Here is a 24,579-nt window from a genome sequence, read left to right as displayed (position 1 = left end):
ACGAGTGTCCCTGATCGCTTCTGACCACTTCCGCATCGTTGTCGGCCTCGGCAAGAGCGGCATGTCCCTGGTTCGCTTCCTGGCGAACCGGGGCGTGTCGTTTGCCGTGGCTGATACGCGGGAAAATCCACCTGAGCTGGCCACGCTGCGCCGTGACTATCCCCAGGTGGACGTGCGTTGTGGCGAGCTGGACGTCGAGTTCCTGTGCCGCGCCGATGAGCTCTACGTGAGCCCCGGCCTGGCCCTGGCGACTCCGGCCCTGCAGGCTGCCGCTGCCCGTGGCGTGAAATTGTCCGGCGACATCGAGCTGTTCGCGCGTAACGCCAAGGCGCCGATCATTGCCATCAGCGGTTCGAACGCCAAGAGCACCGTCACCACCTTGGTGGGCGAGATGGCCGCGGCGGCCGGCAAGCGCGTCGCCGTGGGGGGCAACCTCGGTACCCCGGCGCTGGACCTGCTCAGCGACGACGTCGAGCTGTACGTGATGGAGTTGTCGAGCTTCCAGCTGGAAACCACCGACCACCTGGGCGCCGAAGTGGCCACCGTGCTCAACATCAGCGAAGACCACATGGACCGCTACAGCGGCCTGCCGGCTTATCACCTGGCCAAGCACCGGATCTTCCGGGGTGCCCGGCAAGTGGTGTTCAACCGTCAGGACGCCCTGACCCGTCCGTTGCTGGGCGAGGGCATGCCGTGCTGGTCCTTCGGCTTGGGCGTTCCGGACTTCAAAGGCTTCGGCTTGCGCGAAGAGAATGGCGAGAAATACCTGGCCTTCGAATTCCAGAACCTGATGCCGGTGCGCGAACTGAAGATTCGTGGCGCCCACAACCAGGCCAATGCCCTGGCCGCGTTGGCCCTGGGGCACGCGGTTGGCCTGCCATTCGACGCCATGCTTGCGGCCCTGCGCACCTTCGCCGGCCTTGAGCACCGCTGCCAGTGGGTGCGCGACCTCGATGGCGTGGCCTGGTACAACGACTCCAAGGCCACCAACGTCGGTGCCGCGCTGGCGGCCATCGAAGGCCTGGGGGCGGACATCGAAGGCAAGCTCGTGCTGATCGCTGGCGGCGACGGCAAGGGTGCCGACTTCAAGGACCTGCGCGACCCGGTGGCGGCCAACTGCCGTGCCGTGGTGCTGATGGGCCGCGATCGCGAATTGATCGCCCAGGCCCTCGGCGATGCCGTGCCGCTGGTTCGCGTCGGTTCGCTGGACGAGGCGGTGCAGCAATGCCGCGCCCTCGCGCACCCGGGCGATGCGGTGCTGTTGTCACCGGCCTGCGCCAGTTTCGACATGTTCAAGAACTATGAAGAGCGCGGGCAGTTGTTCGCACGGGCCGCGGAGGACTTGGCATGAGCCTGATGAACATCATCAAGCCGTACCCGTCGCCGTTGATCACCGGCCGTGGCATCGACCTGGATTTCCCGATGCTCGCCGGTTGCCTGGCCTTGCTGGGCCTGGGCCTGGTGATGATCACCTCCGCGTCGTCGGAAGTGGCCGCCGTGCAGTCGGGCAACACCCTTTACCACATGATCCGCCACTTGATTTACCTGGTGATCGGCCTGGGCGCGTGCATTGTCACCATGATGGTGCCGATCGCCACCTGGCAACGCCTGGGCTGGTTGATGCTGCTCGGTGCCTTCGGCCTGTTGGTGATGGTGCTGTTGCCGGGCATTGGCCGCGAGGTCAACGGTTCCATGCGCTGGATCGGCTTCAGTTTCTTCAACGTCCAGCCTTCGGAGATCGCCAAGGTCTTCGTGGTGATCTACCTCGCCGGTTACCTGGTGCGTCGCCAGAAGGAAGTGCGCGAGAGCTGGATGGGCTTCTTCAAGCCGTTCATCGTGTTGCTGCCGATGGCGGGCCTGCTGCTGATGGAGCCGGACTTCGGCGCCACGGTGGTGATGATGGGCGCGGCGGCGGCGATGTTGTTCCTGGGCGGCGTCGGGCTGTTCCGTTTCACCTTGATGGTCGTGCTGGCGGTGGCGGCGGTGACGGTGCTGGTGCAGGCGCAACCGTATCGGATGGCGCGCCTGATCACCTTTACCGACCCGTGGGCCGACCAGTTCGGTTCCGGCTATCAATTGACCCAGGCCCTGATTGCCTTCGGGCGCGGCGAATGGCTGGGCGTGGGCCTGGGCAACAGCGTGCAGAAGCAGTTCTACCTGCCGGAAGCCCACACCGACTTCGTGTTCTCGGTATTGGCCGAAGAGCTGGGAGTAGTGGGTTCCCTGTGCACCGTTGCGCTGTTCGTGTTCGTCTGTGTGCGCGGCATGTACATCGGCTTGTGGGCCGAAAAGGCCAAGCAGTTTTTCGCCGCCTACGTGGCGTATGGCTTGTCGTTCCTGTGGATCGGCCAGTTCCTGATCAACATCGGCGTGAACGTCGGCCTGTTGCCGACCAAGGGCCTGACGCTGCCGTTCCTCAGTTATGGCGGCAGTTCCCTGGTGATCTGCTGCGCCTGTCTTGGCCTGTTGCTGCGCATCGAATGGGAGAGTCGAACCCACCTGGGCAGCGAAGAGATGGAATTCCAGGAGAGCGACTTCGCCGAGGAGCCGACTCATGGGCGCTAACGTGCTGATCATGGCGGGCGGTACCGGCGGGCACGTGTTCCCGGCGCTGGCCTGTGCCCGGGAGTTCCAGGCGCGCGGCTACACCGTGCACTGGCTGGGTACGCCGCGGGGCATCGAGAACGAACTGGTGCCTGGCGCCGGCCTCGAACTGCACCGGATCGATGCCAGCGGCCTGCGGGGCAAGGGCAAGTTGTCGTTGCTCAAGGCGCCGCTGATGCTGCTCAAGTCGATCTGGCAGGCGCGGGCGATCATCCGTCGGTTGCGCCCGGTGTGTGTGGTCGGGTTCGGTGGTTATGTGACCGGCCCTGGCGGTGTCGCGGCAAAACTGGCCGGTGTGCCGGTGATCGTCCACGAGCAGAACGCCGTGGCCGGTACCGCCAATCGGTTACTGGTGCCGTTGGCCGCCCGGGTCTGTGAAGCCTTTCCCGACACCTTTACCCTGTCGGGCAGCCGCCGCACCACCGGTAACCCGGTGCGTACCGAGCTGTTCCTCGAAACACCGCGCCCGGCCCTGGCCGGACGCAAGGCGCGTTTGCTGGTCCTGGGCGGAAGCCTGGGGGCAGAACCGTTGAACAAATTGCTGCCCGAAGCCCTGTCGCAGGTCGCCGCCGAACTGCGTCCGGACGTGTTTCACCAGGCCGGCAAGCACCACGATGAAGTGACCGCCGAGCGCTACCGCGCCGCCGGCGTCGAGGCGCAAGTGCAGCCTTTCATCAAAGACATGGCCCAAGCCTATGGCTGGGCCGACCTGGTGGTCTGCCGCGCAGGCGCGCTGACCATCAGTGAACTGGCTGCCGCCGGTCTGCCCTCGATGCTGGTGCCTTTGCCCCACGCCATCGACGATCACCAGACCCGTAACGCCGATTATTTGGCCCGTGAAGGCGCTGCCTTCCTGATGCCGCAAAGAACGACTGGCGCCGCGGATCTTGCCGCCCGCCTGACAGAGGTTTTGATGCAGCCGCAACGACTTGAAGACATGGCCCGTGCCGCCCGCCGCCTGGCCAAACCCGATGCCACGGCCCAAGTGGTCGATACCTGCCTGGAGGTGGCCCATGGTTGAGAATCGCAAAGCCATGCCGCAACCGGAAATGCGCCGTATCCGCCGTATCCACTTCGTCGGTATCGGCGGCGTGGGCATGTGCGGGATCGCCGAGGTGTTGCTGAACCTGGGTTACCAGGTCTCGGGTTCCGACCTGAAGGCTTCCCCGGTCACCGAGCGCCTGGAGTCCTTCGGTGCGCAGATCTTTATCGGCCACCGTGCCGAGAATGCCGCCGATGCTGACGTGCTGGTGGTTTCCAGCGCCGTGAACACCTCCAACCCGGAAGTCGCCACCGCCCTGGAGCGCCGTATTCCCGTGGTGCCACGGGCCGAGATGCTGGCCGAGCTGATGCGCTATCGCCACGGCATCGCCGTTGCCGGTACCCACGGCAAGACCACCACCACCAGCCTGATCGCCTCGGTGTTCGCCGCCGGTGGCCTGGACCCGACGTTCGTGATTGGCGGTCGTCTGAATGCCGCGGGCACCAATGCCCAGCTGGGTACCAGCCGTTACCTGATCGCCGAAGCCGACGAGAGCGATGCGAGCTTCCTGCACCTGCAACCGCTGGTGGCCGTGGTGACCAACATCGACGCCGACCACATGGCGACCTACGACGGCGACTTCAACAAACTGAAGAAAACCTTCGTCGAGTTCCTCCACAACCTGCCGTTCTACGGTCTGGCGGTGGTGTGCCTGGACGACCCGGTGGTGCGTGAAATCCTGCCGCTGATCAAGCGTCCGACGGTGACCTACGGTTTTGGCGAAGACGCCGACGTGCGCGCCATCAACGTGCGCCAGCAGGGCATGCAGACGTTCTTCACCGTGTTGCGCCCTGATCGCGAGCCGTTGGACGTGTCGGTGAACATGCCCGGCAACCACAACGTGCTCAATGCCTTGGCCACCATCTGCATCGCCACCGACGAAGGCGTCAGCGATGAAGCCATCGTCCAGGGCCTGTCCGGGTTCCAGGGCGTGGGCCGACGCTTCCAGGTCTACGGCGAACTGCCGGTGGACGGCGGCAACGTGATGCTGGTGGACGACTACGGCCACCACCCGACCGAAGTCGCGGCGGTGATCAAGGCCGTGCGCGGTGGCTGGCCGGAGCGGCGCCTGGTGATGGTCTACCAGCCGCACCGCTATAGCCGCACCCGCGACCTGTATGACGATTTCGTCCAAGTGCTGGCCGACGCCAACGTGCTGCTGTTGATGGAAGTCTACCCGGCCGGTGAAGAACCGATCCCGGGGGCCGACAGCCGCCAGCTGTGCCACAGCATTCGTCAACGCGGCCAGTTGGACCCGATCTACATCGAACGCGGCGTGGACCTTGCGCCACTGGTCAAGCCGTTGCTGCGCGCCGGCGACATCCTGCTGTGCCAGGGCGCCGGTGACATCGGTGGCCTGGCCCCGAAATTGTTGAAAAGTCCGTTATTCGCCGGGGCAATCGTGGCTTCCAGCGAGGGGAAACTGAAATGACTGCTGCCTACGCCAACCTGGTCTCGACCCTCGAGCCGAAAGCCTTCGGCCGCGTGGCCGTGCTGTTCGGCGGCAAGAGCGCCGAGCGCGAGGTGTCCCTCAAGTCCGGCAATGCCGTGCTGCAAGCCTTGCAAAGCGCTGGCGTCGACGCCTTCGGCATCGACGTGGGCGATGACTTCCTGCAGCGCCTGCTGAGCGAAAAGATCGACCGCGCGTTCATCATCCTCCACGGCCGTGGCGGTGAAGACGGCAGCATGCAAGGCCTGCTCGAATGCCTGGGCATTCCCTACACCGGCAGCGGCATCCTGGCGTCCGCCCTGGCGATGGACAAACTGCGCACCAAGCAGGTCTGGCACAGCCTCGGGATTCCGACGCCGCGTCACGCCGTGCTGGCGTCCGAGGCCGATTGTATTTCGGCGGCCACGGAACTGGGCTTCCCTTTGATCGTCAAACCGGCCCATGAAGGTTCAAGTATCGGCATGGCGAAAGTGACTTCGCTGCCTGAGTTGACCGCGGCATGGAAAGACGCCAGTTCCTACGATTCGCAAGTGTTGGTCGAGCAATGGATCACCGGTCCCGAGTTCACCATCGCCACCCTGCGTGACCAGGTGTTGCCCCCGATTGCGCTGGGCACTCCCCACACGTTCTACGACTACGACGCCAAGTACATCGCCAACGATACCCAGTACCGCATTCCCTGCGGGCTGGACGCTGCCAAGGAAAAAGAACTGATGGACCTCACGGCCAAGGCCTGTGAGGCGCTGGGTATCGCCGGTTGGGGCCGGGCAGACGTGATGCAGGACGCCGATGGGCAGTTCTGGTTCCTGGAAGTCAATACCGCCCCTGGCATGACCGATCACAGCCTGGTGCCCATGGCGGCCCGTGCCGCCGGTCTGGATTTCCAGCAACTGGTGCTGTCGATCCTGGCCGCCAGTGTCGGCCATCAAGAGCCAAGAGGTTAAGCCATGCAAGGCGCATCGCTTCGTCATCAGCCATCCGCACCCGGTCGCAAGCCGGTGCCGCGGGGTGCCAGCCGAATGGTGGCCAAAGAGCCGATGTCGGCGCGCTTGCCGAAAGCCAATTTTGGTTTTCTCAAGAGCCTGTTCTGGCCGGTGCTGCTGGTGGCGCTGGGGTTCGGTACCTATGAAGGCGCGCAACGGTTGCTGCCTTATGCCGACCGGCCGATCGCCCGGATCAACGTCCAGGGCGACCTGAGCTACATCAGCCAGCAGGCGGTGCAGCAACGGATCGCCCCGTTCGTCGCGTCGAGCTTCTTCACCATCGACCTGGCAGGCATGCGCACGGAGCTGGAGCAGATGCCCTGGATCGCTCACGCCGAAGTCCGGCGGGTGTGGCCCGACCAGGTGTCGATTCGCCTGGAAGAACAACTGCCGGTGGCCCGTTGGGGCGATGAGTCGCTGTTGAACAACCAGGGCCAGGCGTTTACGCCGCGAGAACTGGCCAACTATGAACATTTGCCACAGCTGTTCGGTCCACAGCGGGCCCAGCAGCAAGTGATGCAGCAATACCAGGTGTTGAGCCAGATGTTGCGGCCGCTGGGCTTCTCCATCGCGCGCCTGGAATTGCGTGAGCGCGGCAGTTGGTTCCTGACCACTGGCGCGGGCAGCTCGGGGCCGGGCATCGAGCTGTTGCTCGGGCGCGGCAACCTGGTGGAAAAGATGCGCCGCTTCATCGCCATCTATGACAAGACGCTCAAAGAACAGATTACGAACATTGCGCGCATCGATCTGCGCTACGCCAACGGCCTGGCTGTTGGCTGGCGGGAACCTGTAGCGCCGACGACGGCCGAACCCGCCGTCGCGAAGAATTAAGAAGAGGCAGGACCCATGGCAAACGTGCAAAGCGGGAAAATGATCGTCGGTCTCGATATCGGCACTTCCAAGGTGGTGGCGCTGGTAGGCGAAGTCGCGGACGACGGCACGCTGGTCATCGTCGGGATCGGTACACACCCGTCCCGCGGCTTGAAAAAAGGCGTGGTGGTGAACATCGAGTCCACCGTGCAATCGATCCAGCGCGCCATCGAAGAGGCGCAGCTGATGGCCGGTTGCCGGATCCACTCGGCGTTCGTCGGCGTGGCGGGCAATCACATCCGGAGCCTGAACTCCCACGGCATCGTGGCGATTCGTGATCGCGAAGTCAGCTCCGCCGACCTTGAGCGCGTCCTCGACGCGGCCCAGGCCGTGGCGATCCCGGCCGACCAGCGTGTGCTGCACACCTTGCCGCAGGATTACGTGATCGATAACCAGGAAGGCGTGCGTGAACCCCTGGGCATGTCCGGCGTGCGCCTGGAAGCCAAGGTCCACGTGGTGACCTGTGCGGTGAACGCCGCGCAGAACATCGAGAAGTGCGTGCGCCGCTGCGGTCTGGAAATCGACGACATCATCCTCGAGCAACTGGCCTCGGCCTACTCGGTGCTGACCGACGACGAGAAAGAACTGGGCGTATGCCTGGTGGATATCGGCGGCGGCACCACCGACATCGCGATCTTCACCGAAGGCGCAATCCGCCACACGGCGGTGATCCCGATTGCGGGCGACCAGGTAACCAACGACATCGCCATGGCGTTGCGCACCCCGACCCAGTACGCCGAGGAAATCAAGATCCGTTACGCCTGCGCCCTGGCGAAGCTGGCCGGTGCCGGCGAAACCATCAAGGTGCCAAGCGTCGGCGACCGTCCACCGCGCGAACTGTCGCGCCAGGCCCTGGCCGAGGTGGTCGAGCCGCGCTACGACGAACTGTTCACGCTGATCCAGGCCGAGCTGCGTCGCAGTGGCTACGAAGACCTGATCCCGGCCGGCATCGTGCTGACCGGCGGTACATCGAAGATGGAAGGCGCGGTCGAGCTGGCCGAAGAGATTTTCCACATGCCGGTGCGCCTGGGCGTGCCTCATGGCGTCAAGGGCCTGGATGACGTGGTCCGCAACCCGATCTATTCCACCGGCGTGGGCCTGTTGATGTACGGCCTGCAGAAACAGTCCGACGGGATCTCGTTTTCGGGGATCGGCAGCCGCGACAGCTACAGCAGCGACGAGCCGAAGGCACCGCTGTTCGAGCGGCTCCAGGCGTGGGTCAAAGGCAACTTTTAAACAGTTTCAAAGCTTCACGCGGCAGGTTTCAGGCTTGGCGCTGGAAGACGCAGCAAACGCAGTAGGCGAAAAAAACTAGAGAATGAAAGGAGAGGGAAAATGTTCGAACTCGTAGACAACATCCCCGCTAGCCCGGTTATCAAAGTAATCGGTGTCGGCGGTGGCGGCGGCAACGCTGTCAACCACATGGTCAAGAGCAACATTGAAGGCGTTGAATTCATCTGCGCCAACACTGATGCCCAGGCGCTGAAATCCATCGGCGCGCGGACCATCCTGCAATTGGGCACAGGCGTAACCAAAGGCCTGGGCGCCGGCGCCAACCCTGAGGTCGGTCGTCAGGCCGCTCTCGAAGACCGTGAGCGCATTGCTGAAGTCCTGCAAGGCACCAACATGGTGTTCATCACCACGGGCATGGGCGGCGGTACCGGTACCGGTGCGGCGCCAATCATTGCCGAAGTGGCCAAGGAAATGGGGATTCTCACCGTTGCGGTGGTGACTCGTCCGTTCCCTTTCGAAGGTCGCAAGCGCATGCAGATCGCCGACGAAGGTATCCGTCTGCTGTCTGAAAGCGTCGACTCGTTGATCACCATTCCCAACGAGAAGCTGCTGACCATCCTGGGTAAAGACGCAAGCCTGCTGTCGGCTTTCGCCAAGGCTGACGACGTACTGGCCGGTGCCGTTCGCGGTATCTCCGACATCATCAAGCGTCCGGGCATGATCAACGTCGACTTTGCCGACGTACGGACTGTCATGAGCGAAATGGGCATGGCGATGATGGGCACTGGCTGCGCCAGCGGTCCGAACCGTGCACGCGAGGCCACCGAAGCGGCCATCCGCAACCCGTTGCTCGAAGACGTGAACCTGCAAGGTGCACGTGGCATCCTGGTGAACATCACCGCCGGTCCTGACCTGTCCCTGGGTGAGTATTCCGACGTGGGTAGCATCATCGAAGCCTTCGCTTCCGAGCACGCGATGGTCAAGGTCGGTACCGTTATCGATCCGGACATGCGCGACGAGTTGCACGTTACCGTGGTTGCCACGGGTCTGGGCGCGAAAATCGAGAAACCTGTGAAGGTCATCGACAACACCGTTCACACCTCCATGGCTTCGCAACCGCAACAACAAGCGGCTTCGCGTCAGGAAGCGCCTGCGGTGAACTACCGTGACCTGGACCGTCCGACCGTCATGCGCAACCAGGCCCAGGCCGGTACTGCGACTGCCGCGAAGATGAATCCGCAAGACGATCTGGATTACCTGGACATCCCGGCTTTCCTGCGTCGTCAGGCCGATTGATGAAATGTATCAGGGGGATACGGGTGATTGGTGTTCAGCAAAGGTCTGGTCTGCTATCATCGCCAGCCTTTGTTGATACCAGTTCGCAATTTGCGCTGAAGCGGCCCATGCCATGATTAAACAACGCACCCTGAAGAATATTATCCGTGCCACAGGTGTCGGCTTGCACTCCGGTGAGAAGGTCTACCTGACCCTCAAGCCCGCGCCTATCGATACCGGCATTGTGTTTTGTCGTGCCGACCTCGACCCTGTGGTGCAGATTCCTGCTCGCGCGGAAAACGTTGGTGAAACCACTATGTCGACCACACTGGTCAACGGTGACACCAAAGTGGATACGGTGGAGCATTTGCTCTCGGCCATGGCTGGCCTGGGCATCGATAACGCCTACGTCGAGCTCTCCGCGTCCGAAGTCCCGATCATGGATGGCAGTGCCGGACCCTTCGTATTCCTGATTCAATCGGCTGGCCTGGAAGAGCAGGACGCAGCCAAGAAGTTCATCCGCATCCTGCGGGAAGTGACAGTGGAAGACGGCGACAAGCGCGCCACTTTCGTCCCTTTCGAAGGTTTCAAGGTGAGCTTCGAGATCGATTTCGATCACCCGGTTTTCCGTGACCGCACCCAGAGTGCAAGCGTGGATTTTTCCAGCACTTCGTTCGTAAAAGAAGTCAGCCGCGCCCGTACCTTTGGTTTCATGAGTGATATCGAGTACCTGCGCAAGCACAACCTCGCACTCGGCGGCAGTGTTGAAAACGCGATTGTGGTCGATTCCGATGGTGTATTGAACGAAGACGGTCTTCGTTATGAAGACGAATTCGTCAAGCACAAGATCCTTGATGCAATCGGCGACCTCTACCTGCTGGGCAATAGCCTGATTGGTGAGTTCAAGGGCTTCAAGTCCGGCCATGCACTGAACAACCAGCTGCTGCGCAAGTTGATTGAGCAGAAAGATGCTTGGGAAGTCGTGACGTTCGAAGACGCCAGCACCGCACCAATCTCTTACATGCGCCCTGTTGCGGCTGTGTAAGCAAAAAACCTCTCTAGTTTTTTAAGGGCTGCCTTTGGGTGGCCTTTTTTTATGGGTGCTTGGTTGGTGTGTATATCCATTGCTGCGGTGACGGCTGCTTAGGGTTCCGCCGTCAGGGCGGAACCCTAAGCCGCCGTTACCGAAGAAACGGATATACACACAGATTAATCGCCCACAGCCACAGGAAAGGCATCACATCGCACAAACCACCCGATTGCGCCCGCTGGCCTTGGCCTGGTACAGCGCCTTATCCGCAGCGAACAAGAGTTGTTTGAGTTCGCTGTACGGTCCCTGAGTCCAAGTAGCGATGCCAATACTCACCGTCATGGGCGTTCCCCCCTCGGACACAGGTGGCAGTTGTTCAACCGCGTCGCGAATGTTCTGGGCCATGGTGAAGGCGCCAGCGGTGGTGGTCTCCGGCAGCACCACCGAGAACTCCTCACCGCCATAGCGCGCCGCCAGGTCGGCGGGGCGTCGGACATGCTGGCCGATCAATTGCGCCAAGGTTCGCAGGGCCTCGTCACCCTGTTGATGACCATGGCGATCGTTGAACGCCTTGAAGTGATCGGCGTCGATCATCAGCACAGACAATGGTTGGCCCGAACGTTGGGCGCGCAGCCATTCCTGTTGCAACGTCTCGTCCAGTGTTCGTCGGTTGGCCAGGCCCGTGAGAGCGTCGACGGACGCCAGTTGGGCCAATTCCCGTTCAGCTCTGTAGCGGCGGCGCAATTCGCGGCGCAGCAGCCAGGTGAGCCAGAGCAAACCGATGCACAGCGCGCCGGTGGCGCCGCTGACCAACAAGGCCGTGCGTTGCCAGGAAGCAAAGACCTCCTGGGTCGAGAGGGCTACCACGACAATCAGCGGTAAGTCGCCTACCTGGGAAAAGGTGTAAAGGCGCGTTTTTTGATCTTGGCCAGATACGCTGGTGAAGCTGCCGTTGCCTTCGCGCAGGATTCGTACGAAGTTCGGTCGGTTGCTGAAGTCCCTGCCTATCATATCGTCAGCCAAGGGCGGCTCTTGGGCCAATAGAATGCCTTTGCTGCTGACCAGATTAACCGTCCCGCCATGTCCGATGTTCAGGCTTTTGAATAATTGGTTGAAGTAGTTCAGGCGCATCGCTGCCTCGGCCACGCCCATGAACTCACCTCGGTCATCGTTCAGTCGATAGCTGAAGCTGATGCGCCAATCCTTGGCGGCACTCCTTGAACGGAACGGGCGGCTGATCATCATGCCCAGGCTCGGGTCCTGGACATGAGACTGGAAATACTCCCGGTCGGCGTAATTGCCTTTGCGCGGTTCGACCGAGGCGGAGTCGGCGATCACATCGCCGTGTTTGTCCAGAAGCAGGATGTCGCCTTTATAGGGAACGGCGGTGGCGCGGTCGAACAGCGCCAGATGGCGAATCGCTGGCGAAATGTCTTTCAGGTCGTCGCGTTTGGCGGCGGCGACCAAACCTTGCAGCGACAGATCGTAGAGCTCCACGTTGCGCAGCACATCGGCGTCGATCAGTTGCACGATATTGGTCGCCGAACGTGTCGCTGCCTGTTGTGCGGCGGCATGTTCGCGGATCAACAGAAACGTCACGATGCTCAGGATGGCGATGACAACCAGCGAGCTGGCCAGTACGAGTACCCGTTCCGAACGTATCGAAGGCGGGGTGTTGCCGGGTGTCGCACTGCGCGCGCTCATGGTTCCGATGTCTGCATTGTCATGTGGCTGGGATCCGTCCCAAAGGATTGCAAACCGGCAATGAACCAGATGCTGGCCTTTTGCTGATTGTGCTTGGATCGATGAGAGCGGGCAATCAGTGTTTGCGCAATATCCCGGTAATTGATGAAAGCTCGGGGCGCGTTCGGACGGTTTTCCGATTTTGCTACAGCTGCCTTTCGCCCAGCATTCATTGGCCAGGAAAGACCTGATGACTCGTACAAACTTAGGGGGGAGGGGCGTCAGGCGGGCAAGCGGATCCCGAACGTGTTGGCACCCTGGTCGCTGTGCACAAACACATCGCCACCATGCATCAGTGCGATGGCCCTGACGATGGCCAGCCCCAGCCCATGGTTGGCGCCACTGTTGCTGCGCGAGGCATCGACGCGATAGAAGCGTTCGAACAGGCGCGGCAGGTGCTCGCCGGCAATCGGTTCGCCGGGGTTGCTGACGGCGAGGGTGATCTGGTCGCCAAGGGCTTCGATGCGCACGTCGATCACTTGCCCGGGCGCGGTGTGCTGCACGGCGTTGCTCAGCAGGTTGATCAATGCCCGCCGCAGGTGGGCGATCTCGATGTTGGCCTGGGCGTCGCCGCTGACCCGGACCTGGACCTGGGCATCTTCCAGGATGAAGTCCAGGTAATCGAGGGTGGTCGCCACTTCGCCGGCCAGGGAGGTGCTGGTCAACTTGGTGGCCTTGCTGCCCTGGTCGGCACTGGCCAGGAACAGCATGTCGTTGATGATCGAGCGCAGCCGCTCCAACTCTTCGAGATTCGATTGCAACACCTCGAAGTAATGTTCAGCCGAGCGCCCTCGGGTCAGCGCCACCTGGGTCTGGCCGATCAAGTTGGTCAGGGGCGAGCGCAATTCATGGGCGACGTCGGCGTTGAACGATTCCAGCCGCGAGTAAGCCTGTTCGACCCGGTCCAGGGTGGCGTTGAAGGAACTGACGAACTGGCTCAGCTCCGGCGGCAAAGGCGACAGTTGCAAGCGCCCGGACAGGCGGGGTGGGGCCAGGCGCCGGGCTTCGTCGGACAGCTTGATCAGCGGCTTGAGACCGATGCGCGCGACCCAGTAGCCCAGCAACGAAGCCAGGAACACGCCGACAATCGCCAGGCTCACCAGCGCCACCAACAGGCGATGCTGGGTCTGGTAGAAGGTCTCGGTGTCGATGCCGATCATGAAGCGCAGCGGAGGACGTTGGTCCTTGGCCGGGAATTGGCTCACCAGCACTTTCATCGGGTAGTGCCGGTGGGGCAACATTAGGTCGCGCTTGCCCAGCGGGCCTTGGGCAAAGGTGCGGATCTGCGCATCGGGATCGCCGTACTCAAAGCGCGGATCGTCGCTGACGATCCAGAAATGGATGCGCTTGTCTTCCTCGCCGAGCAATCGCAGCTTGTTGTTGATCTTCACCCAGTGCTCAGGCGTGCCGTAGCGACCGACAGTGGACTCCAGGACACTGTAGCGGGCATCGAGCTCGGCTTCGGGTAACAGGCCCAGGCCTTTGGCGACCTGTTGGTACAAGGCGCCTCCGATCAACAGGAACACCAGCGCCGCCACCAGCGTGAACATGCCGCTCAAGCGCAGGGCGATGCTGTCAGGGACGCTCATCACTGCGGTTCTCCAGCACATAACCCATGCCGCGAATGGTGTGCAGCAACTTCTGTTCGAAGGGGCCGTCGAGTTTGGCCCGCAAGCGTTTGATCGCCACTTCCACCACATTGGCGTCACTGTCGAAGTTGATGTCCCAGACCATTTCGGCAATGGCGGTCTTCGAGAGGATTTCGCCCTGGCGGCGAGCCAGGACGCTGAGCAGGGAGAACTCCTTGGCGGTCAGGTCCAGGCGCTGGCCGGCGCGGGTGGCTTTGCGGCTGATCAGGTCGATCCACAGGTCGGCGATGCTCACCTGCACCGGTTCATGGCCGCCGCTGCGACGGGTCAGGGCTTGCAGGCGGGCCACCAGTTCGAGGAAGGAGAAGGGCTTGCCCAGGTAGTCATCGGCGCCGTCGCGCAAGCCCTTGATGCGGTCCTCGACCCGTTCCCGGGCGGTGAGCATGATCACCGGTGTCTGCTTGCGGGCGCGCAGGGCCCGCAGTACGCCGAAGCCGTCCAGGCCTGGCAGCATCACGTCGAGCACGATCACCGCATAGTCGGTTTCCAGGGCCAGGTGCAGCCCCTCGATGCCGTCCGGCGCCACGTCCACGGTGTAGCCCTGTTCGGTCAGGCCGCGGTGCAGGTAGTCCGCGGTTTTTTCTTCGTCTTCGATGATCAGAACGCGCATGGCCCCGCCTCAGTGGTCTGTGCTCGCCAGCGCCGCCGTCGGCGCCGACCCTGGCTGATGGGCGGGCCGATGGAACACTCGCTCGAGCCACAAGTATATGACCGGTGTGGTGAACAGCGTCAGCGCCTGGCTCACCAACAGGCCGCCCACCACCGCGATGCCCAAAGGCTGGCGCAGCTCCGCGCCGGGGCCATAGCCGAGCATCAGCGGCAGGGCACCGAGCAGGGCCGCCAGGGTGGTCATCATGATCGGGCGGAAGCGTGTCAGGCACGCCTGGAAAATCGCCTCCTGGGGGGCCAGCCCTTTGTTGCGCTGGGCATCGAGGGCGAAGTCGATCATCAGGATGCCGTTCTTCTTGACGATCCCGATCAGCAGCACCAGCCCGATCAGCGCCATGATCGAAAAGTCCTGGCCCAGCAGCCAGAGCATGATCAGCGCGCCGAGGCCGGCCGAGGGCAGGGTGGAGATGATCGTCAACGGGTGCACGAAACTCTCGTAGAGCACGCCGAGGATGATGTACACGGCCACCAGCGCGGCGAGGATCAGCCACGGCTGGCTCGCCAGCGAGCTTTGGAAGGCCTGGGCCGCGCCCTGGAAATTACCGGTGATGGCGGCCGGCATGCCGATTTCGTTCTTCGCCTGGTCGAGCAGGCGCACCGCGTCCCCCAGGGCCACGCCAGGCGCCAGGTTGAACGACAGGTTGGCGGCCGGGAACATGCCGTCGTGGGCAATGGACAGTGGGCCGTTGCTCGGCGCATCGAAGCGGGCCAGGGCCGAGAGCGGCACCATTTCCCCACTCAGGGGCGAGCGCAGGTAGAAATACGCCAGGCTTTCGGCCTTGCCCCGTTGCGCGGTGTCGAGCTCCAGGATCACGTTGTACTGGTTGGTCTCGGTCTGGAATTCATTGATCTGCCGCTGGCCGAAGGCATCGTACAGGGCCTGGTCGACATCGGTGGCGGTAAGGCCGAAGCGCGCCGCCGCGCTGCGGTCGATGTTGATGTGGGTGATGCTGCCGCCCAGTTGCAGGTCGTTGGAGATGTCACGGAACGCCGGGTTGCCGCGCAGCTTGTCGGTGAGTTTTTGCGTCCAGGCGTTGAGGCTCGGCCCATCGTTGCTCTTGAGCACGTATTGATACTGAGCGCGACTGGGACCGGAGCTGAGGTTGATGTCCTGCCCGGCCCTGAGGTACAGCACCACCCCGGGGATTTTCAGCAATTGCGGGCGGATCCGGTCGATGAAGCCGCTGGCCGACACGTCACGCTCGCCCCGGGGCTTGAGGGCGATCCAGAAACGGCCGTTGGCGATGGTCTGGTTGTTGCCCGAGACACCGACGGAATGGGAGAAGGTCTGCACCGCCGGGTCGGCGGCGACGATGTCGGCCAGGGCCTTGTGCTTGGCCACCATGTCCGGGAACGACACATCGGCGGCGGCTTCGCTGGTGCCCAGCACCAGGCCGGTGTCCTGCACCGGGAAAAAGCCCTTGGGGATGAACACGTAGCCCACCACCGCCAGTGCCAGGGTCAGGCCGAACACACCGATCATCAGCTTTTGATGGGCCAGGGCCCGACGCAGACCGCGTTCATACCCGCCCAGCAAGCGTTCGCCGAACCCTGGCGCGCCGTGGGCAGGGTGCACCGGGGCGCGCATGAACAGCGCGGCCAGGGTCGGCGCCAGCGTGAGGGACACGACCACCGAGATCAGGATGGTCGACGTGGCGGTCAGGGCAAATTCCTTGAACAGGCGCCCGACCACGCCACCCATGAACAGCAGCGGAATGAACGCGGCGATCAGCGAGAAACTGATGGAGACCACGGTAAAGCCAATCTCGCCGGCCCCCTTGATCGCCGCTTCGCGCATGCCGTCGCCGGCCTCCAGGTGCCGGTGGATGTTCTCCACCACCACAATCGCATCGTCCACCACGAACCCCACCGAGATGACGATGGCCACCAGGGTCAGGTTGTTCAGGCTGAAACCCATCACGTACATCAGGGCGAAACTGGCGGTCAGCGACACCCCCAGCACGGCCGAGACAATCAGGGTCGCCGAGAGCTGGCGCAGGAACAACGCCATCACCGCCACCACCAGCAGCACCGCGATCAGCAAGGTGATTTCCACTTCGTGCAGCGAGGCGCGGATGGTCTGGGTGCGGTCGATCAGCACTTTGACCTGCACCGCGGCGGGCAACATGGCTTGCAGGGTGGGCAGGGCCGCCTGGATGCGGTCGACGGTCTCGACGATATTGGCCCCCGGTTGCCGGAAGATCACCAGGTTGACCCCGGGCTCGTTGTCGGACCAAGCCTGGACGTAGGCGTTTTCCGAGCCGTTGACCACCTTGGCGATGTCCTTGAGGTAGACCGGTGCCCCGTCCTTGTAGGACACGATCAGCTCGCCGTACTCCGCAGGCTTGAACAACTGGTCGTTGGTGGACAGGGTGGAAATGCTCGACTCACCGTACAAGGCGCCCTTGGCCAGGTTCAGGCTGGCCTGTTGGAGCGCCAGGCGGATGTCCGCCAGGGTCAGGCCGATGGCGGCGAGCCGGTCGGCCGAGGCCTGGACCCGGATCGCCGGACGTTGCTGGCCGGTGATGTAGATTTGCCCTACGCCGTCGATCTGGCTGATCTGCCGGGAGAGCAGGGTTTCGACGTAGTCGCTCAGTTCGGTGCCGGGCATCAGCGTGGAACTGATGCTCAGGATCAACACCGGGCTGTCGGCGGGGTTGACCTTGCGCCAGGTCGGCAGGTTCGGCATGTCGTTGGGCAGTTTGCCGGCGGCGGTGTTGATCGCCGCCTGCACTTCCTGGGCGGCGGTGTCGATGCTTTTATCGAGGCTGAATTGCAGGATCAGGTTGGTCGAGCCCAGGGCGCTGCTGGAGGTCATCTGGGTGATGCCGGGAATGGCACTGAATTGCACTTCCAGCGGTGTCGCCACCGACGACGCCATGGTTTCGGGGCTGGCCCCGGGCAACTGGGCGTTGACCTGGATGGTCGGGAATTCCGCCTCCGGCAACGGCGCGACGGGCAGGCGGGGAAACGCGATCACCCCCAGCAGTACCAAGGCAAACGTCAGCAGTACCGTGGCAATGGGATGGTCGATGCACCATGCCGAAACCGAGCCGCGGCCCTTCATGGTTGCGGCTCCGCGGTCTTGGCCAGGGCGGGCGGATCACTGAGCACCTGGATATGGCTGCCCGGCTTGAGCCGTGACTGGCCGTCGCTCACCAGTTGGTCGCCAGCGTTCACCCCCTTGATGATGTGCAGGTCGCTGTCCTGGTAAACCATCACCACCGGCACGCTCTCGACCTTGTCGCCCTTGATCCGGTATACGAAGTGTTGCTCCAGCCCCCGTTGGACCACGGTAGGCGGTACCACCAGGGCGTCCTTGTCGACGGCGGTCTGGATCTTCAGCGTCACCAGTTGCCCCGGCCACAGCCGTTGCGCGGCGTTGTTGAATTCGGCCTTGGCCCGCAGGGTGCCGGTGTTGGCGTTGATCTGGTTGTCGATGAGGCTCAGGCGCCCCTCGCCGAGCAGCTCCCCGGTGGCGCCATCGGCGCCGATATAGGCCTTGACCAAGGCCTGCTCGGGGGCGGCGATCAACCGTTGCAAGGTGGGCAGCATTTGCTGGGGCAGGGAGAACTCCACGGCGATCGGGTCGATCTGGGTCACCGTGAACAGGCCTTCGGCGTCGCTGGTGCGCAGGAAGTTGCCTTCGTCCACGTTGCGAATGCCGACGCGACCGCTCACTGGAGAGCGGATCTGGGTGTAGGACAGTTGCACCTGGGCCGAGTCGATGGCCGCCTGGTTGCCCTGGGCGGTGGCCTTGAGCTGGTTGACCAGCGCCTGTTGCTGGTCGTAGGTCTGCTTCGAGACGCCGTCATCGACGCTCAGCAATTTGTAGCGCTTGAGATTGACCTGGGCCACCGCCAGTTGCGCCTGGCTCTCGCCGAGCTGGGCCCGGGCCTGGTCGAGGCTGGCGCGGATCGAGCGGTCGTCGATGGTCGCCAGCAGGTCACCCTTCTTCACCAGTTGCCCTTCCTTGACCAGCAAGCGGGTGAGGATGCCGTCGATCTGCGGCCGGATCACCACGCTGTGCAGCGACAGCACCGTGCCGATACCGCTGGCAAAGCGCGGGACATCCTTTTGCATCACGCTGACGGCCCGTACCGGAACGGCGGCGGGAGCGCCGGGCTTGACGGTGACGGGCTTGAGCACAAACCAGAGGGCGAGGGCCGCCAGGGCGATCAACAGCACGACAAGCAGGACAGTTTTCTTCTGGATGCGCATGGATATGAAGGGCCGGTTCGGGACGCAGGAGTTGGAGCTTTCTTATATAGCGTTGCGAGCCAGTCAGGAAGGTGACGGCTAACTGACAGGCTTGTCAGTTTTGTCCCGGCTTGCTGTCGGATGAATGCAGATGCCGGATGAAACGGCCAGCGCGCGGTGATATCGGGCAGGTATACTGCCGCCTTTCGCGGCTCGCCCTTCGGGCCCGACTTGCATGCATGACCCGGAGCCTTACATGACTTCCCCGACACCTTCGCCTGCGGACGATCTCCCCGGCGGCGAACAGGCCGATTTGCCTGACAGCGATGTTTCCAGCAGTGAGGACGTCAAGGCGGCGATCCCTGCTTTCAAATTTCCGTTCAAACCCGGTGAGCTGGCAGCGGCCAAGGGCGCCGGGCAACAGCCGTGGTACAAGAACGGCGCGAAGAATGGCCATACCAAGACCCCGGGCGCGGCGCCTCCCGGCACGCGGCGTTCCATGGGCAAGCGCTGAATTCCTTCTTCAGGCACGGGGACGACTTCAGCTCGTGACCCGTGCGCCCGCCAGGCTGCCACTCAATTCGTAAGCCGTCAGTTCAGCCTGGTGCGCCGCGAGGATTTCCGGCAACGAGCCGCGCAGGTATTCGACCCAGGTCTTGATCTTCGCGTCCAGGTATTGGCGCGACGGGTAGATGGCGTAGAGGTTCAGTTCCTGGGAGCGGTAGTTGGGCATGACCCGCACCAGCGTGCCGTTGCGCAAGCCTTCGATGGCGGCGTACACCGGCAATACCCCCACGCCCATGCCGCTGGTGATCGCGGTTTTCATCGCATCGGCGGAGTTCACCAGGAACGGTGAGCTGTTGATGGTGACCATCTCTTGGCCTTCCGGGCCGTCGAACACCCATTTTTCCAGCGGGATGACCGGGCTGACCAGGCGCAGGCAGGCGTGGTTGAGCAGGTCGCTGGGTTTCTGAGGGCAGCCGCTGGCTTTCACATAGGCGGGCGACGCACAGACGATGCTGTAGGTGATACCCAGCCGCTGGGAGACGAAGCCCGAATCCGGCAGTTCGCTGGCGAGCACGATGGAGACGTCGTAGCCCTCGTCCAGGATGTCCGGCACCCGGTTGGCCAGGGTCAGGTCGAAGGTGACATCCGGATGCGTCTTGCGGTAGCGGGCGATGGCGTCGATCACGAAATGCTGGCCGATGCCGGTCATGGTGTGGACCTTCAACTGCCCGGCCGGTCGCGCATGGGCGTCGCTGGCCTCGGCTTCCGCTTCTTCGACGTAAGCCAGGATCTGCTCGCAACGCAGCAAGTAGCGTTTACCCGCCTCGGTCAGGGCAATGCGGCGCGTGGTGCGGTTGAGCAGGCGGGTTTGCAGGTGGGCTTCCAGGTTGGAAACCGCACGCGAGACATTGGCTGTGGTGGTATCCAGTTGCACGGCGGCGGCGGTGAAACTGCCGGCTTCGGCCACACAGCTGAACGCGCGCATGTTTTGCAAGGTGTCCATGGAGGGCTCTCTTGGGAGGTGGCAAATTGTGACATGAAGTTACAGAGATGCGGGACCCGACTAATGGATTATCGCGTTAACGGTAACAAAGATTCGCAGAAAGGTTGGCTTATCGCCGGGGAGGGCGATGCCTAGAATTGCTAACACTGTGGCGCAGATCGCCTAACTGTGCGGCGCTGATCCTGTGGGAGCGGGCTTGCTCGCGAAGGCGAACTGACATCCAACATCATCGGTGACAGACACATCGCTTTCGCGAGCAAGCCCGCTCCCACAGGTACCCGATTTTCTCTCCTAGGAATTTTGCGCAAGTGCCGCGTTGCATCAGCAGAGAGCTGAAGACTCTCAGTGTTTGGGTTCTGACATTCACCCTCAGCGGTTGCATTGGCACAGGCGGCATTGCGCCGCAAGGCCAGGTATTGCCGGCCAACCAACTGGCGACCGATGCCGCCATCCGCGAGGCCGCCCGCGACGCCCACTGGCCCACCCGCCAGTGGTGGCAAGCCTATGGTGATCGGCAACTGGATCGCTGGATCGACCAGGCCGTGCAGGACAGCCCGAGCCTGGCCATGGCCGCGGCGCGGGTACGCCAGGCCAAGGCCATGGCCGGCATCACCGAGGCCGCCGAGTCGCTGCAGATCAATGGTCAGGCGTCACTCAAGCGCCATAACTGGCCCACCGATCAGTTCTACGGCCCGGGCGAGCTGGCCGACACCACGACTTGGGACAACAATGCTTCCCTGGGTTTGAGTTATGCCTTGGACCTGTGGGGCCGCGAGCGCAATGCCAGCGAACGGGCGGTCGATCTGGCCCACGTCAGCGTCGCTGAAGCGCGACAGGCGCAGTTGGAGCTGCAGAACAACATCGTGCGCGCCTACATTCAGTTTTCGCTGCACTACGCCCAGCGCGATATCGTCGCCGCGACGCTGCGCCAACAAGCGCAGATTCTCGACCTGGCGCAAAAGCGCCTGGACGGTGGCATCGGCACCCATTTCGAAGTCAGTCAGGCCCAGGCGCCACTGCCCGAGACCCATCGCCAACTCGACGTCCTGGACGAAGCCATCGCCTTGAGCCGCAATCAGTTGGCGGCCCTGGCGGGCAAGGGGCCCGGAGCGGGTGCGCAGTTGCAACGTCCGACCCTGGCCCTCGGCGCGCCCTTGAAACTGCCGTCGGCCTTGCCCGCCGAGCTGCTTGGCCAGCGTCCGGATGTGGTGGCCGGGCGTTGGCAAGTGGCGGCCCAGGCCCGGGGCATCGATGTGGCCCGGGCCGGTTTTTATCCCAACGTCGATCTGGTGGGGAGCCTCGGCTACATGGCCACCGGGGGGGGGGCGCTGGAGTTTCTGACCGGCAAGAAGCTCACCTACAACGTCGGGCCGGCGATCACGTTGCCGATCTTCGACGGCGGGCGCTTGCGTGCGCAGTTGGGCGAGGCCGCCGCCGGGTATGACATCGCCGTGGCGCACTACAACCAGACACTGGTGAATGCCCTCAAGGGGATTTCCGATCAGTTGATCCGTCGCCAGTCCATGGACAAGCAGCAGGTCTTCGCCGCCGAGTCGGTGGCCGCCGCCCAGCGTACCTACGACATCGCACTGGTGGCGTTCCAGCGTGGGCTCACCGACTACCTCAACGTGCTCAATGCCCAAAGCCTGCTGTTCAAGCAGCAACAGGTGCAGCAGCAGGTGCAGGCGGCTCGGCTGAGTGCCCATGCCGACCTGGTGACGGCGCTGGGTGGCGGGCTGGGGGCTGGGAGCGATACCGCTGACTTGAGTCGTGCCCTGTGGCGAGGGGAGCTTGCTGTGGGAGCAAAGCTTGCTCGCGACCGGGGCGACTCGATTTCTGGAAGACCACATTGCCCTCGTCGCGGGCAAGCCTTGCTCCCACAGCAAGCTCCCTCGCCACGATGCTGAGTCGTTCTATTGTGATGTCTTTGTTCGCCTCCGCACGCTGGCTCCATCGCCTCGAATGGCGCCGTGGTTTCTTCGACTGGGCCCGCAGCGACGGGGTGACCTGGGTCTACATCTTCAAGGTCCTGTTCGCCGCGTTCCTGACCTTGTGGCTGGCGATGCGCCTGGAATTGCCACAGCCGCGCACGGCCATGATCACTGTGTTCATCGTCATGCAGCCCCAGAGCGGGCAGGTGTTCGCCAAGAGTTTCTATCGCTTGCTCGGCACCCTGGCCGGCTCGGCGGTGATGGTGGCGTTGATCGCGGTGTTTGCCCAGAACACCGAACCGTTTCTCGCTTGCCTGGCGATCTGGGTCGGCCTTTGTTCGGCGGGGGCGGCGCGTTATCGCAACTTCCGCGCCTATGGTTTCGTGCTGGCCGGTTACACCGCGGCGATGATCGGCCTGCCGGCCCTGGCCCATCCGGAAGGTGCGTTCATGGCGGCGGTCTGGCGGGTGCTGGAGATTTCCCTGGGGATCCTCTGCGCCACCCTGGTCAGCGCCGCGATCCTGCCGCAAACCGCCAGTGCCGCCATGCGTAACGCCTTGTACCAGCGCTTTGGGGTATTTGCCCTGTTCGTCACCGATGGCCTGCGTGGACGCAGCCAGCGGGAGGCCTTCGAAGCGCGCAACGTGGGTTTCATTGCCGAAGCGGTGGGCCTGGAAAGCCTGCGCAGCGTGACCGTGTTCGAAGACCCGCACATGCGTCGGCGCAACGGCCGGCTCAGTCGCTTGAACAGCGAGTTCATGGGCATCACCACCCGCTTCAATGCCTTGCACCAGTTGCTCGAACGCTTGCGCGGCAGCGCGGCGGATCATGTGGTCCACGCCATCAAGCCTGGTTTGCAAACCCTGGCCGAACTGCTCGACGGGTTCAGTGGCCGCGCCCTGACCGACGCCGATGCGGCCCGTCTGGCGGCGGCGCTGGCCGAGTACAAGGCCGACTTGCCGGCCCAGGTGCGCCGGCTGCGGGCGTCGTTCCAGGAAACGGCGCCCACTGACGGACAGCAGCTGGATTTCCATACCGCCTACGAGTTGCTTTATCGCTTCGTCGAAGACCTGCATGGCTACGCCCAGACCCATGCCTCCCTGGCCGAGCATCGCCACGAACGCGAGCGCTGGGACGAACCGTTCGTGCCGCAGACCAACTGGTTGGCCGCCACGGCGTCGGGGGTTCGCGCCGCCTTCATCCTGTTGGTGCTGGGCAGCTACTGGGTCGCCACGGCCTGGCCGAGCGGTGCGACCATGACGATGATCGCCGCCGCCACCGTGGGCTTGTCGGCCGCGACGCCGAATCCCAAGCGCATGGCCTTCCAGATGGCCTGCGGCACGTTGTTCGGGGCGTTGATCGGCTTCGTCGAGATGTTCTTCATCTTCCCGTTGATCGACGGTTTCCCGCTGCTGTGTGTGATGCTCGCGCCGGTGATCATGCTGGGTTCATTCCTCAGTTCGCGACCCCAATACGCCGGGGTCGGGCTGGGGCTGCTGATCTTTTTCTGCACCGGCTCGGTGCCGGACAACCTGACGCTCTACAACCCTTACGCCTTCATCAACGACTACATCGCGATGATCCTCGGCATGCTGGTGTGCGCCGCGGCCGGGGCGATCATCCTGCCGCCCAACAGCCGCTGGCTGTGGCGCCGGCTGGAACAGGACCTTCGTGAGCAAGTGGTGTTCGCCATCAGTGGCAAGCTCAAGGGCCTGGCCTCGGGTTTCGAAAGCCGTACCCGCGACTTGTTGCATCAGGCCTACGGGCTGGCGGCGGGGCAGCCGCAGGTGCAACGGGACTTGCTGCGCTGGATGTTCGTGGTGCTGGAAGTTGGTCACGCGATTATCGAGTTGCGCAAGGAACAAGCAATCTTGCCGGTGCATCCGGCGTATGCCGAAAGCCAGCCATGGCGCCAGGCGATTCGGGTGATGGGGCGAGCGCTGGTGCGGCTATTCCGCCAACCGAGCCCGAGCAATCTGGAGCGTGCGTTGGTGGCGGTGGACCACGCCATCGGCCGCGTGCAGGTCACCGACGAACCCTTCGCCCCGCATTTCGACACCTCGGCCCTGCGTCGGGTGAAAAGCTACCTGCATTTCATCCGCACCTCGCTACTGGACCCCCAATCGCCCTTGGCCGGCTATGCCATGCCCCATGCCACACCGCTTCCCCAGGAACCTGAACATGCCCCGTGAGATCGCCTTCCACGGCGTGTATATGCCCACCATGACCCTGATGTTTTTCATCGCCGCCGGCCTGGCCTGGGCCTTGGACCGCTTCCTGTCGGGGTTGGACCTGTACCGCTTCTTCTGGCACCCGGCGTTGCTGCGCCTGAGTCTGTTTACCTGCCTGTTCGGCGCGCTGGCGCTGACGGTCTACCGTTGAGATCGATG

Annotated in this window: 18 protein-coding genes and 1 pseudogene; 13 read left to right on the top strand and 6 right to left on the bottom strand. The window is 63.3% G+C overall.

All coding sequences use genetic code 11. From position 1 onward, the window contains the following. Positions 1 to 4: 4 nt before the first annotated feature. From murD to lpxC, 9 genes are all read left to right on the top strand, one after another. A complete protein-coding gene (gene murD, locus AC515T_RS23610) occupies positions 5 to 1,351 on the top strand; it encodes a UDP-N-acetylmuramoyl-L-alanine--D-glutamate ligase (protein WP_496530232.1) in 1,347 nt (448 codons plus the stop codon). Then, complete coding sequence (gene ftsW, locus AC515T_RS23605; RefSeq protein WP_496530231.1) at positions 1,348 to 2,565, top strand: putative lipid II flippase FtsW; 1,218 nt, start codon at positions 1,348 to 1,350, stop codon at positions 2,563 to 2,565. Before murD ends, ftsW begins: the two co-directional genes overlap by 4 nt. After that, positions 2,555 to 3,625, top strand: a complete 1,071-nt coding sequence (gene murG / locus AC515T_RS23600) for an undecaprenyldiphospho-muramoylpentapeptide beta-N-acetylglucosaminyltransferase (RefSeq protein WP_496530230.1) — start codon at positions 2,555 to 2,557, stop codon at positions 3,623 to 3,625. Before ftsW ends, murG begins: the two co-directional genes overlap by 11 nt. Further along, positions 3,618 to 5,078 (top strand): UDP-N-acetylmuramate--L-alanine ligase, encoded by a 1,461-nt coding sequence (gene murC / locus AC515T_RS23595; protein WP_122567004.1) that lies wholly within the window; start codon positions 3,618 to 3,620, stop codon positions 5,076 to 5,078. Before murG ends, murC begins: the two co-directional genes overlap by 8 nt. Further along, the gene (locus AC515T_RS23590) at positions 5,075 to 6,040 is read left to right on the top strand and encodes a D-alanine--D-alanine ligase (RefSeq protein ID WP_496530229.1); all 966 of its coding nucleotides are present in this window, start codon (positions 5,075 to 5,077) and stop codon (positions 6,038 to 6,040) included. The genes murC and AC515T_RS23590 overlap by 4 nt, the downstream gene beginning before the upstream one ends. Positions 6,041 to 6,043: 3 nt before the next feature. Next, a complete protein-coding gene (locus AC515T_RS23585; protein ID WP_042729561.1) occupies positions 6,044 to 6,910 on the top strand; it encodes a cell division protein FtsQ/DivIB in 867 nt (288 codons plus the stop codon). A gap of 15 nt (positions 6,911 to 6,925) precedes the next feature. Next, the gene (gene ftsA / locus AC515T_RS23580; RefSeq protein ID WP_003205342.1) at positions 6,926 to 8,185 is read left to right on the top strand and encodes a cell division protein FtsA; all 1,260 of its coding nucleotides are present in this window, start codon (positions 6,926 to 6,928) and stop codon (positions 8,183 to 8,185) included. Positions 8,186 to 8,284: 99 nt separating this feature from the next. Continuing rightward, positions 8,285 to 9,478 (top strand): cell division protein FtsZ, encoded by a 1,194-nt coding sequence (gene ftsZ, locus AC515T_RS23575; protein ID WP_496530228.1) that lies wholly within the window; start codon positions 8,285 to 8,287, stop codon positions 9,476 to 9,478. A gap of 112 nt (positions 9,479 to 9,590) precedes the next feature. Further along, a complete protein-coding gene (lpxC, locus tag AC515T_RS23570) occupies positions 9,591 to 10,502 on the top strand; it encodes a UDP-3-O-acyl-N-acetylglucosamine deacetylase (protein WP_003178240.1) in 912 nt (303 codons plus the stop codon). Positions 10,503 to 10,694: 192 nt separating this feature from the next. On the opposite strand, the gene AC515T_RS23565 is transcribed toward lpxC, so the two are convergent. The 5 genes from AC515T_RS23565 to AC515T_RS23545 all read right to left on the bottom strand — a co-directional run bounded on the left by AC515T_RS23565 (position 10,695) and on the right by AC515T_RS23545 (position 18,769). Beyond that, complete coding sequence (locus AC515T_RS23565) at positions 10,695 to 12,191, bottom strand: sensor domain-containing diguanylate cyclase (protein ID WP_496530227.1); 1,497 nt, start codon at positions 12,189 to 12,191, stop codon at positions 10,695 to 10,697. A gap of 260 nt (positions 12,192 to 12,451) precedes the next feature. Continuing rightward, complete coding sequence (locus AC515T_RS23560; protein WP_496530226.1) at positions 12,452 to 13,819, bottom strand: heavy metal sensor histidine kinase; 1,368 nt, start codon at positions 13,817 to 13,819, stop codon at positions 12,452 to 12,454. After that, positions 13,806 to 14,489 (bottom strand): heavy metal response regulator transcription factor, encoded by a 684-nt coding sequence (locus AC515T_RS23555; protein WP_496530225.1) that lies wholly within the window; start codon positions 14,487 to 14,489, stop codon positions 13,806 to 13,808. The genes AC515T_RS23560 and AC515T_RS23555 overlap by 14 nt, the downstream gene beginning before the upstream one ends. Before the next feature lie 9 nt (positions 14,490 to 14,498). After that, positions 14,499 to 17,615 carry a multidrug efflux RND transporter permease subunit gene (locus AC515T_RS23550; protein ID WP_496530224.1) on the bottom strand — a complete coding sequence of 1,039 codons (3,117 nt, stop codon included), beginning with the start codon at positions 17,613 to 17,615 and terminating at the stop codon, positions 14,499 to 14,501. After that, positions 17,612 to 18,769, bottom strand: coding sequence for an efflux RND transporter periplasmic adaptor subunit (locus AC515T_RS23545; protein WP_496530223.1), 1,158 nt, complete (start codon positions 18,767 to 18,769; stop codon positions 17,612 to 17,614). Before AC515T_RS23545 ends, AC515T_RS23550 begins: the two co-directional genes overlap by 4 nt. Positions 18,770 to 19,004: 235 nt before the next feature. On the opposite strand from AC515T_RS23545, the gene AC515T_RS23540 reads away from it, so the two are divergent. Next, on the top strand, positions 19,005 to 19,262 hold the full coding sequence (locus AC515T_RS23540; protein ID WP_496530222.1) for a hypothetical protein: 258 nt from the start codon (positions 19,005 to 19,007) through the stop codon (positions 19,260 to 19,262). A 27-nt stretch (positions 19,263 to 19,289) separates the two neighbouring features. Here AC515T_RS23540 and AC515T_RS23535 read toward each other — a convergent pair whose 3' ends face one another. Continuing rightward, positions 19,290 to 20,258 (bottom strand): LysR family transcriptional regulator, encoded by a 969-nt coding sequence (locus tag AC515T_RS23535; RefSeq protein ID WP_060740766.1) that lies wholly within the window; start codon positions 20,256 to 20,258, stop codon positions 19,290 to 19,292. A gap of 308 nt (positions 20,259 to 20,566) precedes the next feature. Here AC515T_RS23535 and AC515T_RS23530 point away from each other — a divergent pair. The 3 genes and pseudogenes from AC515T_RS23530 to AC515T_RS23520 form a co-directional block, all read left to right on the top strand. After that, positions 20,567 to 22,012: pseudogene (locus AC515T_RS23530) on the top strand (efflux transporter outer membrane subunit); the annotation flags it as partial. 164 nt (positions 22,013 to 22,176) lie between these two features. Continuing rightward, the gene (locus AC515T_RS23525; RefSeq protein ID WP_496533185.1) at positions 22,177 to 24,381 is read left to right on the top strand and encodes an FUSC family protein; all 2,205 of its coding nucleotides are present in this window, start codon (positions 22,177 to 22,179) and stop codon (positions 24,379 to 24,381) included. Then, the gene (locus AC515T_RS23520; RefSeq protein ID WP_003205331.1) at positions 24,371 to 24,571 is read left to right on the top strand and encodes a DUF1656 domain-containing protein; all 201 of its coding nucleotides are present in this window, start codon (positions 24,371 to 24,373) and stop codon (positions 24,569 to 24,571) included. Before AC515T_RS23525 ends, AC515T_RS23520 begins: the two co-directional genes overlap by 11 nt. The last annotated feature ends 8 nt before the right edge of the window (positions 24,572 to 24,579 follow it).

The organism is Pseudomonas sp. FSO-7, assembly GCF_059579345.1.
Note: the sequence above shows the minus strand (reverse complement) of the source record. Positions and strands in the feature narration are given on the sequence as shown.

Bases quoted from the DNA above. Each gene is read 5' to 3' on its own strand.
- AC515T_RS23535 (WP_060740766.1), bottom strand. From the start codon at position 20,258: ATGGACACCTTGCAAAACATGCGCGCGTTCAGCTGTGTGGCCGAAGCC.
- AC515T_RS23540 (WP_496530222.1), top strand. From the start codon at position 19,005: ATGACTTCCCCGACACCTTCGCCTGCGGACGATCTCCCCGGCGGCGAA.
- AC515T_RS23550 (WP_496530224.1), bottom strand. From the start codon at position 17,615: ATGAAGGGCCGCGGCTCGGTTTCGGCATGGTGCATCGACCATCCCATT.
- ftsA (WP_003205342.1), top strand. From the start codon at position 6,926: ATGGCAAACGTGCAAAGCGGGAAAATGATCGTCGGTCTCGATATCGGC.
- AC515T_RS23555 (WP_496530225.1), bottom strand. From the start codon at position 14,489: ATGCGCGTTCTGATCATCGAAGACGAAGAAAAAACCGCGGACTACCTG.
- AC515T_RS23545 (WP_496530223.1), bottom strand. From the start codon at position 18,769: ATGCGCATCCAGAAGAAAACTGTCCTGCTTGTCGTGCTGTTGATCGCC.
- AC515T_RS23560 (WP_496530226.1), bottom strand. From the start codon at position 13,819: ATGAGCGTCCCTGACAGCATCGCCCTGCGCTTGAGCGGCATGTTCACG.
- lpxC (WP_003178240.1), top strand. From the start codon at position 9,591: ATGATTAAACAACGCACCCTGAAGAATATTATCCGTGCCACAGGTGTC.
- AC515T_RS23590 (WP_496530229.1), top strand. From the start codon at position 5,075: ATGACTGCTGCCTACGCCAACCTGGTCTCGACCCTCGAGCCGAAAGCC.
- AC515T_RS23520 (WP_003205331.1), top strand. From the start codon at position 24,371: ATGCCCCGTGAGATCGCCTTCCACGGCGTGTATATGCCCACCATGACC.
- murG (WP_496530230.1), top strand. From the start codon at position 2,555: ATGGGCGCTAACGTGCTGATCATGGCGGGCGGTACCGGCGGGCACGTG.
- ftsZ (WP_496530228.1), top strand. From the start codon at position 8,285: ATGTTCGAACTCGTAGACAACATCCCCGCTAGCCCGGTTATCAAAGTA.
- AC515T_RS23565 (WP_496530227.1), bottom strand. From the start codon at position 12,191: ATGAGCGCGCGCAGTGCGACACCCGGCAACACCCCGCCTTCGATACGT.
- ftsW (WP_496530231.1), top strand. From the start codon at position 1,348: ATGAGCCTGATGAACATCATCAAGCCGTACCCGTCGCCGTTGATCACC.
- murC (WP_122567004.1), top strand. From the start codon at position 3,618: ATGGTTGAGAATCGCAAAGCCATGCCGCAACCGGAAATGCGCCGTATC.
- AC515T_RS23585 (WP_042729561.1), top strand. From the start codon at position 6,044: ATGCAAGGCGCATCGCTTCGTCATCAGCCATCCGCACCCGGTCGCAAG.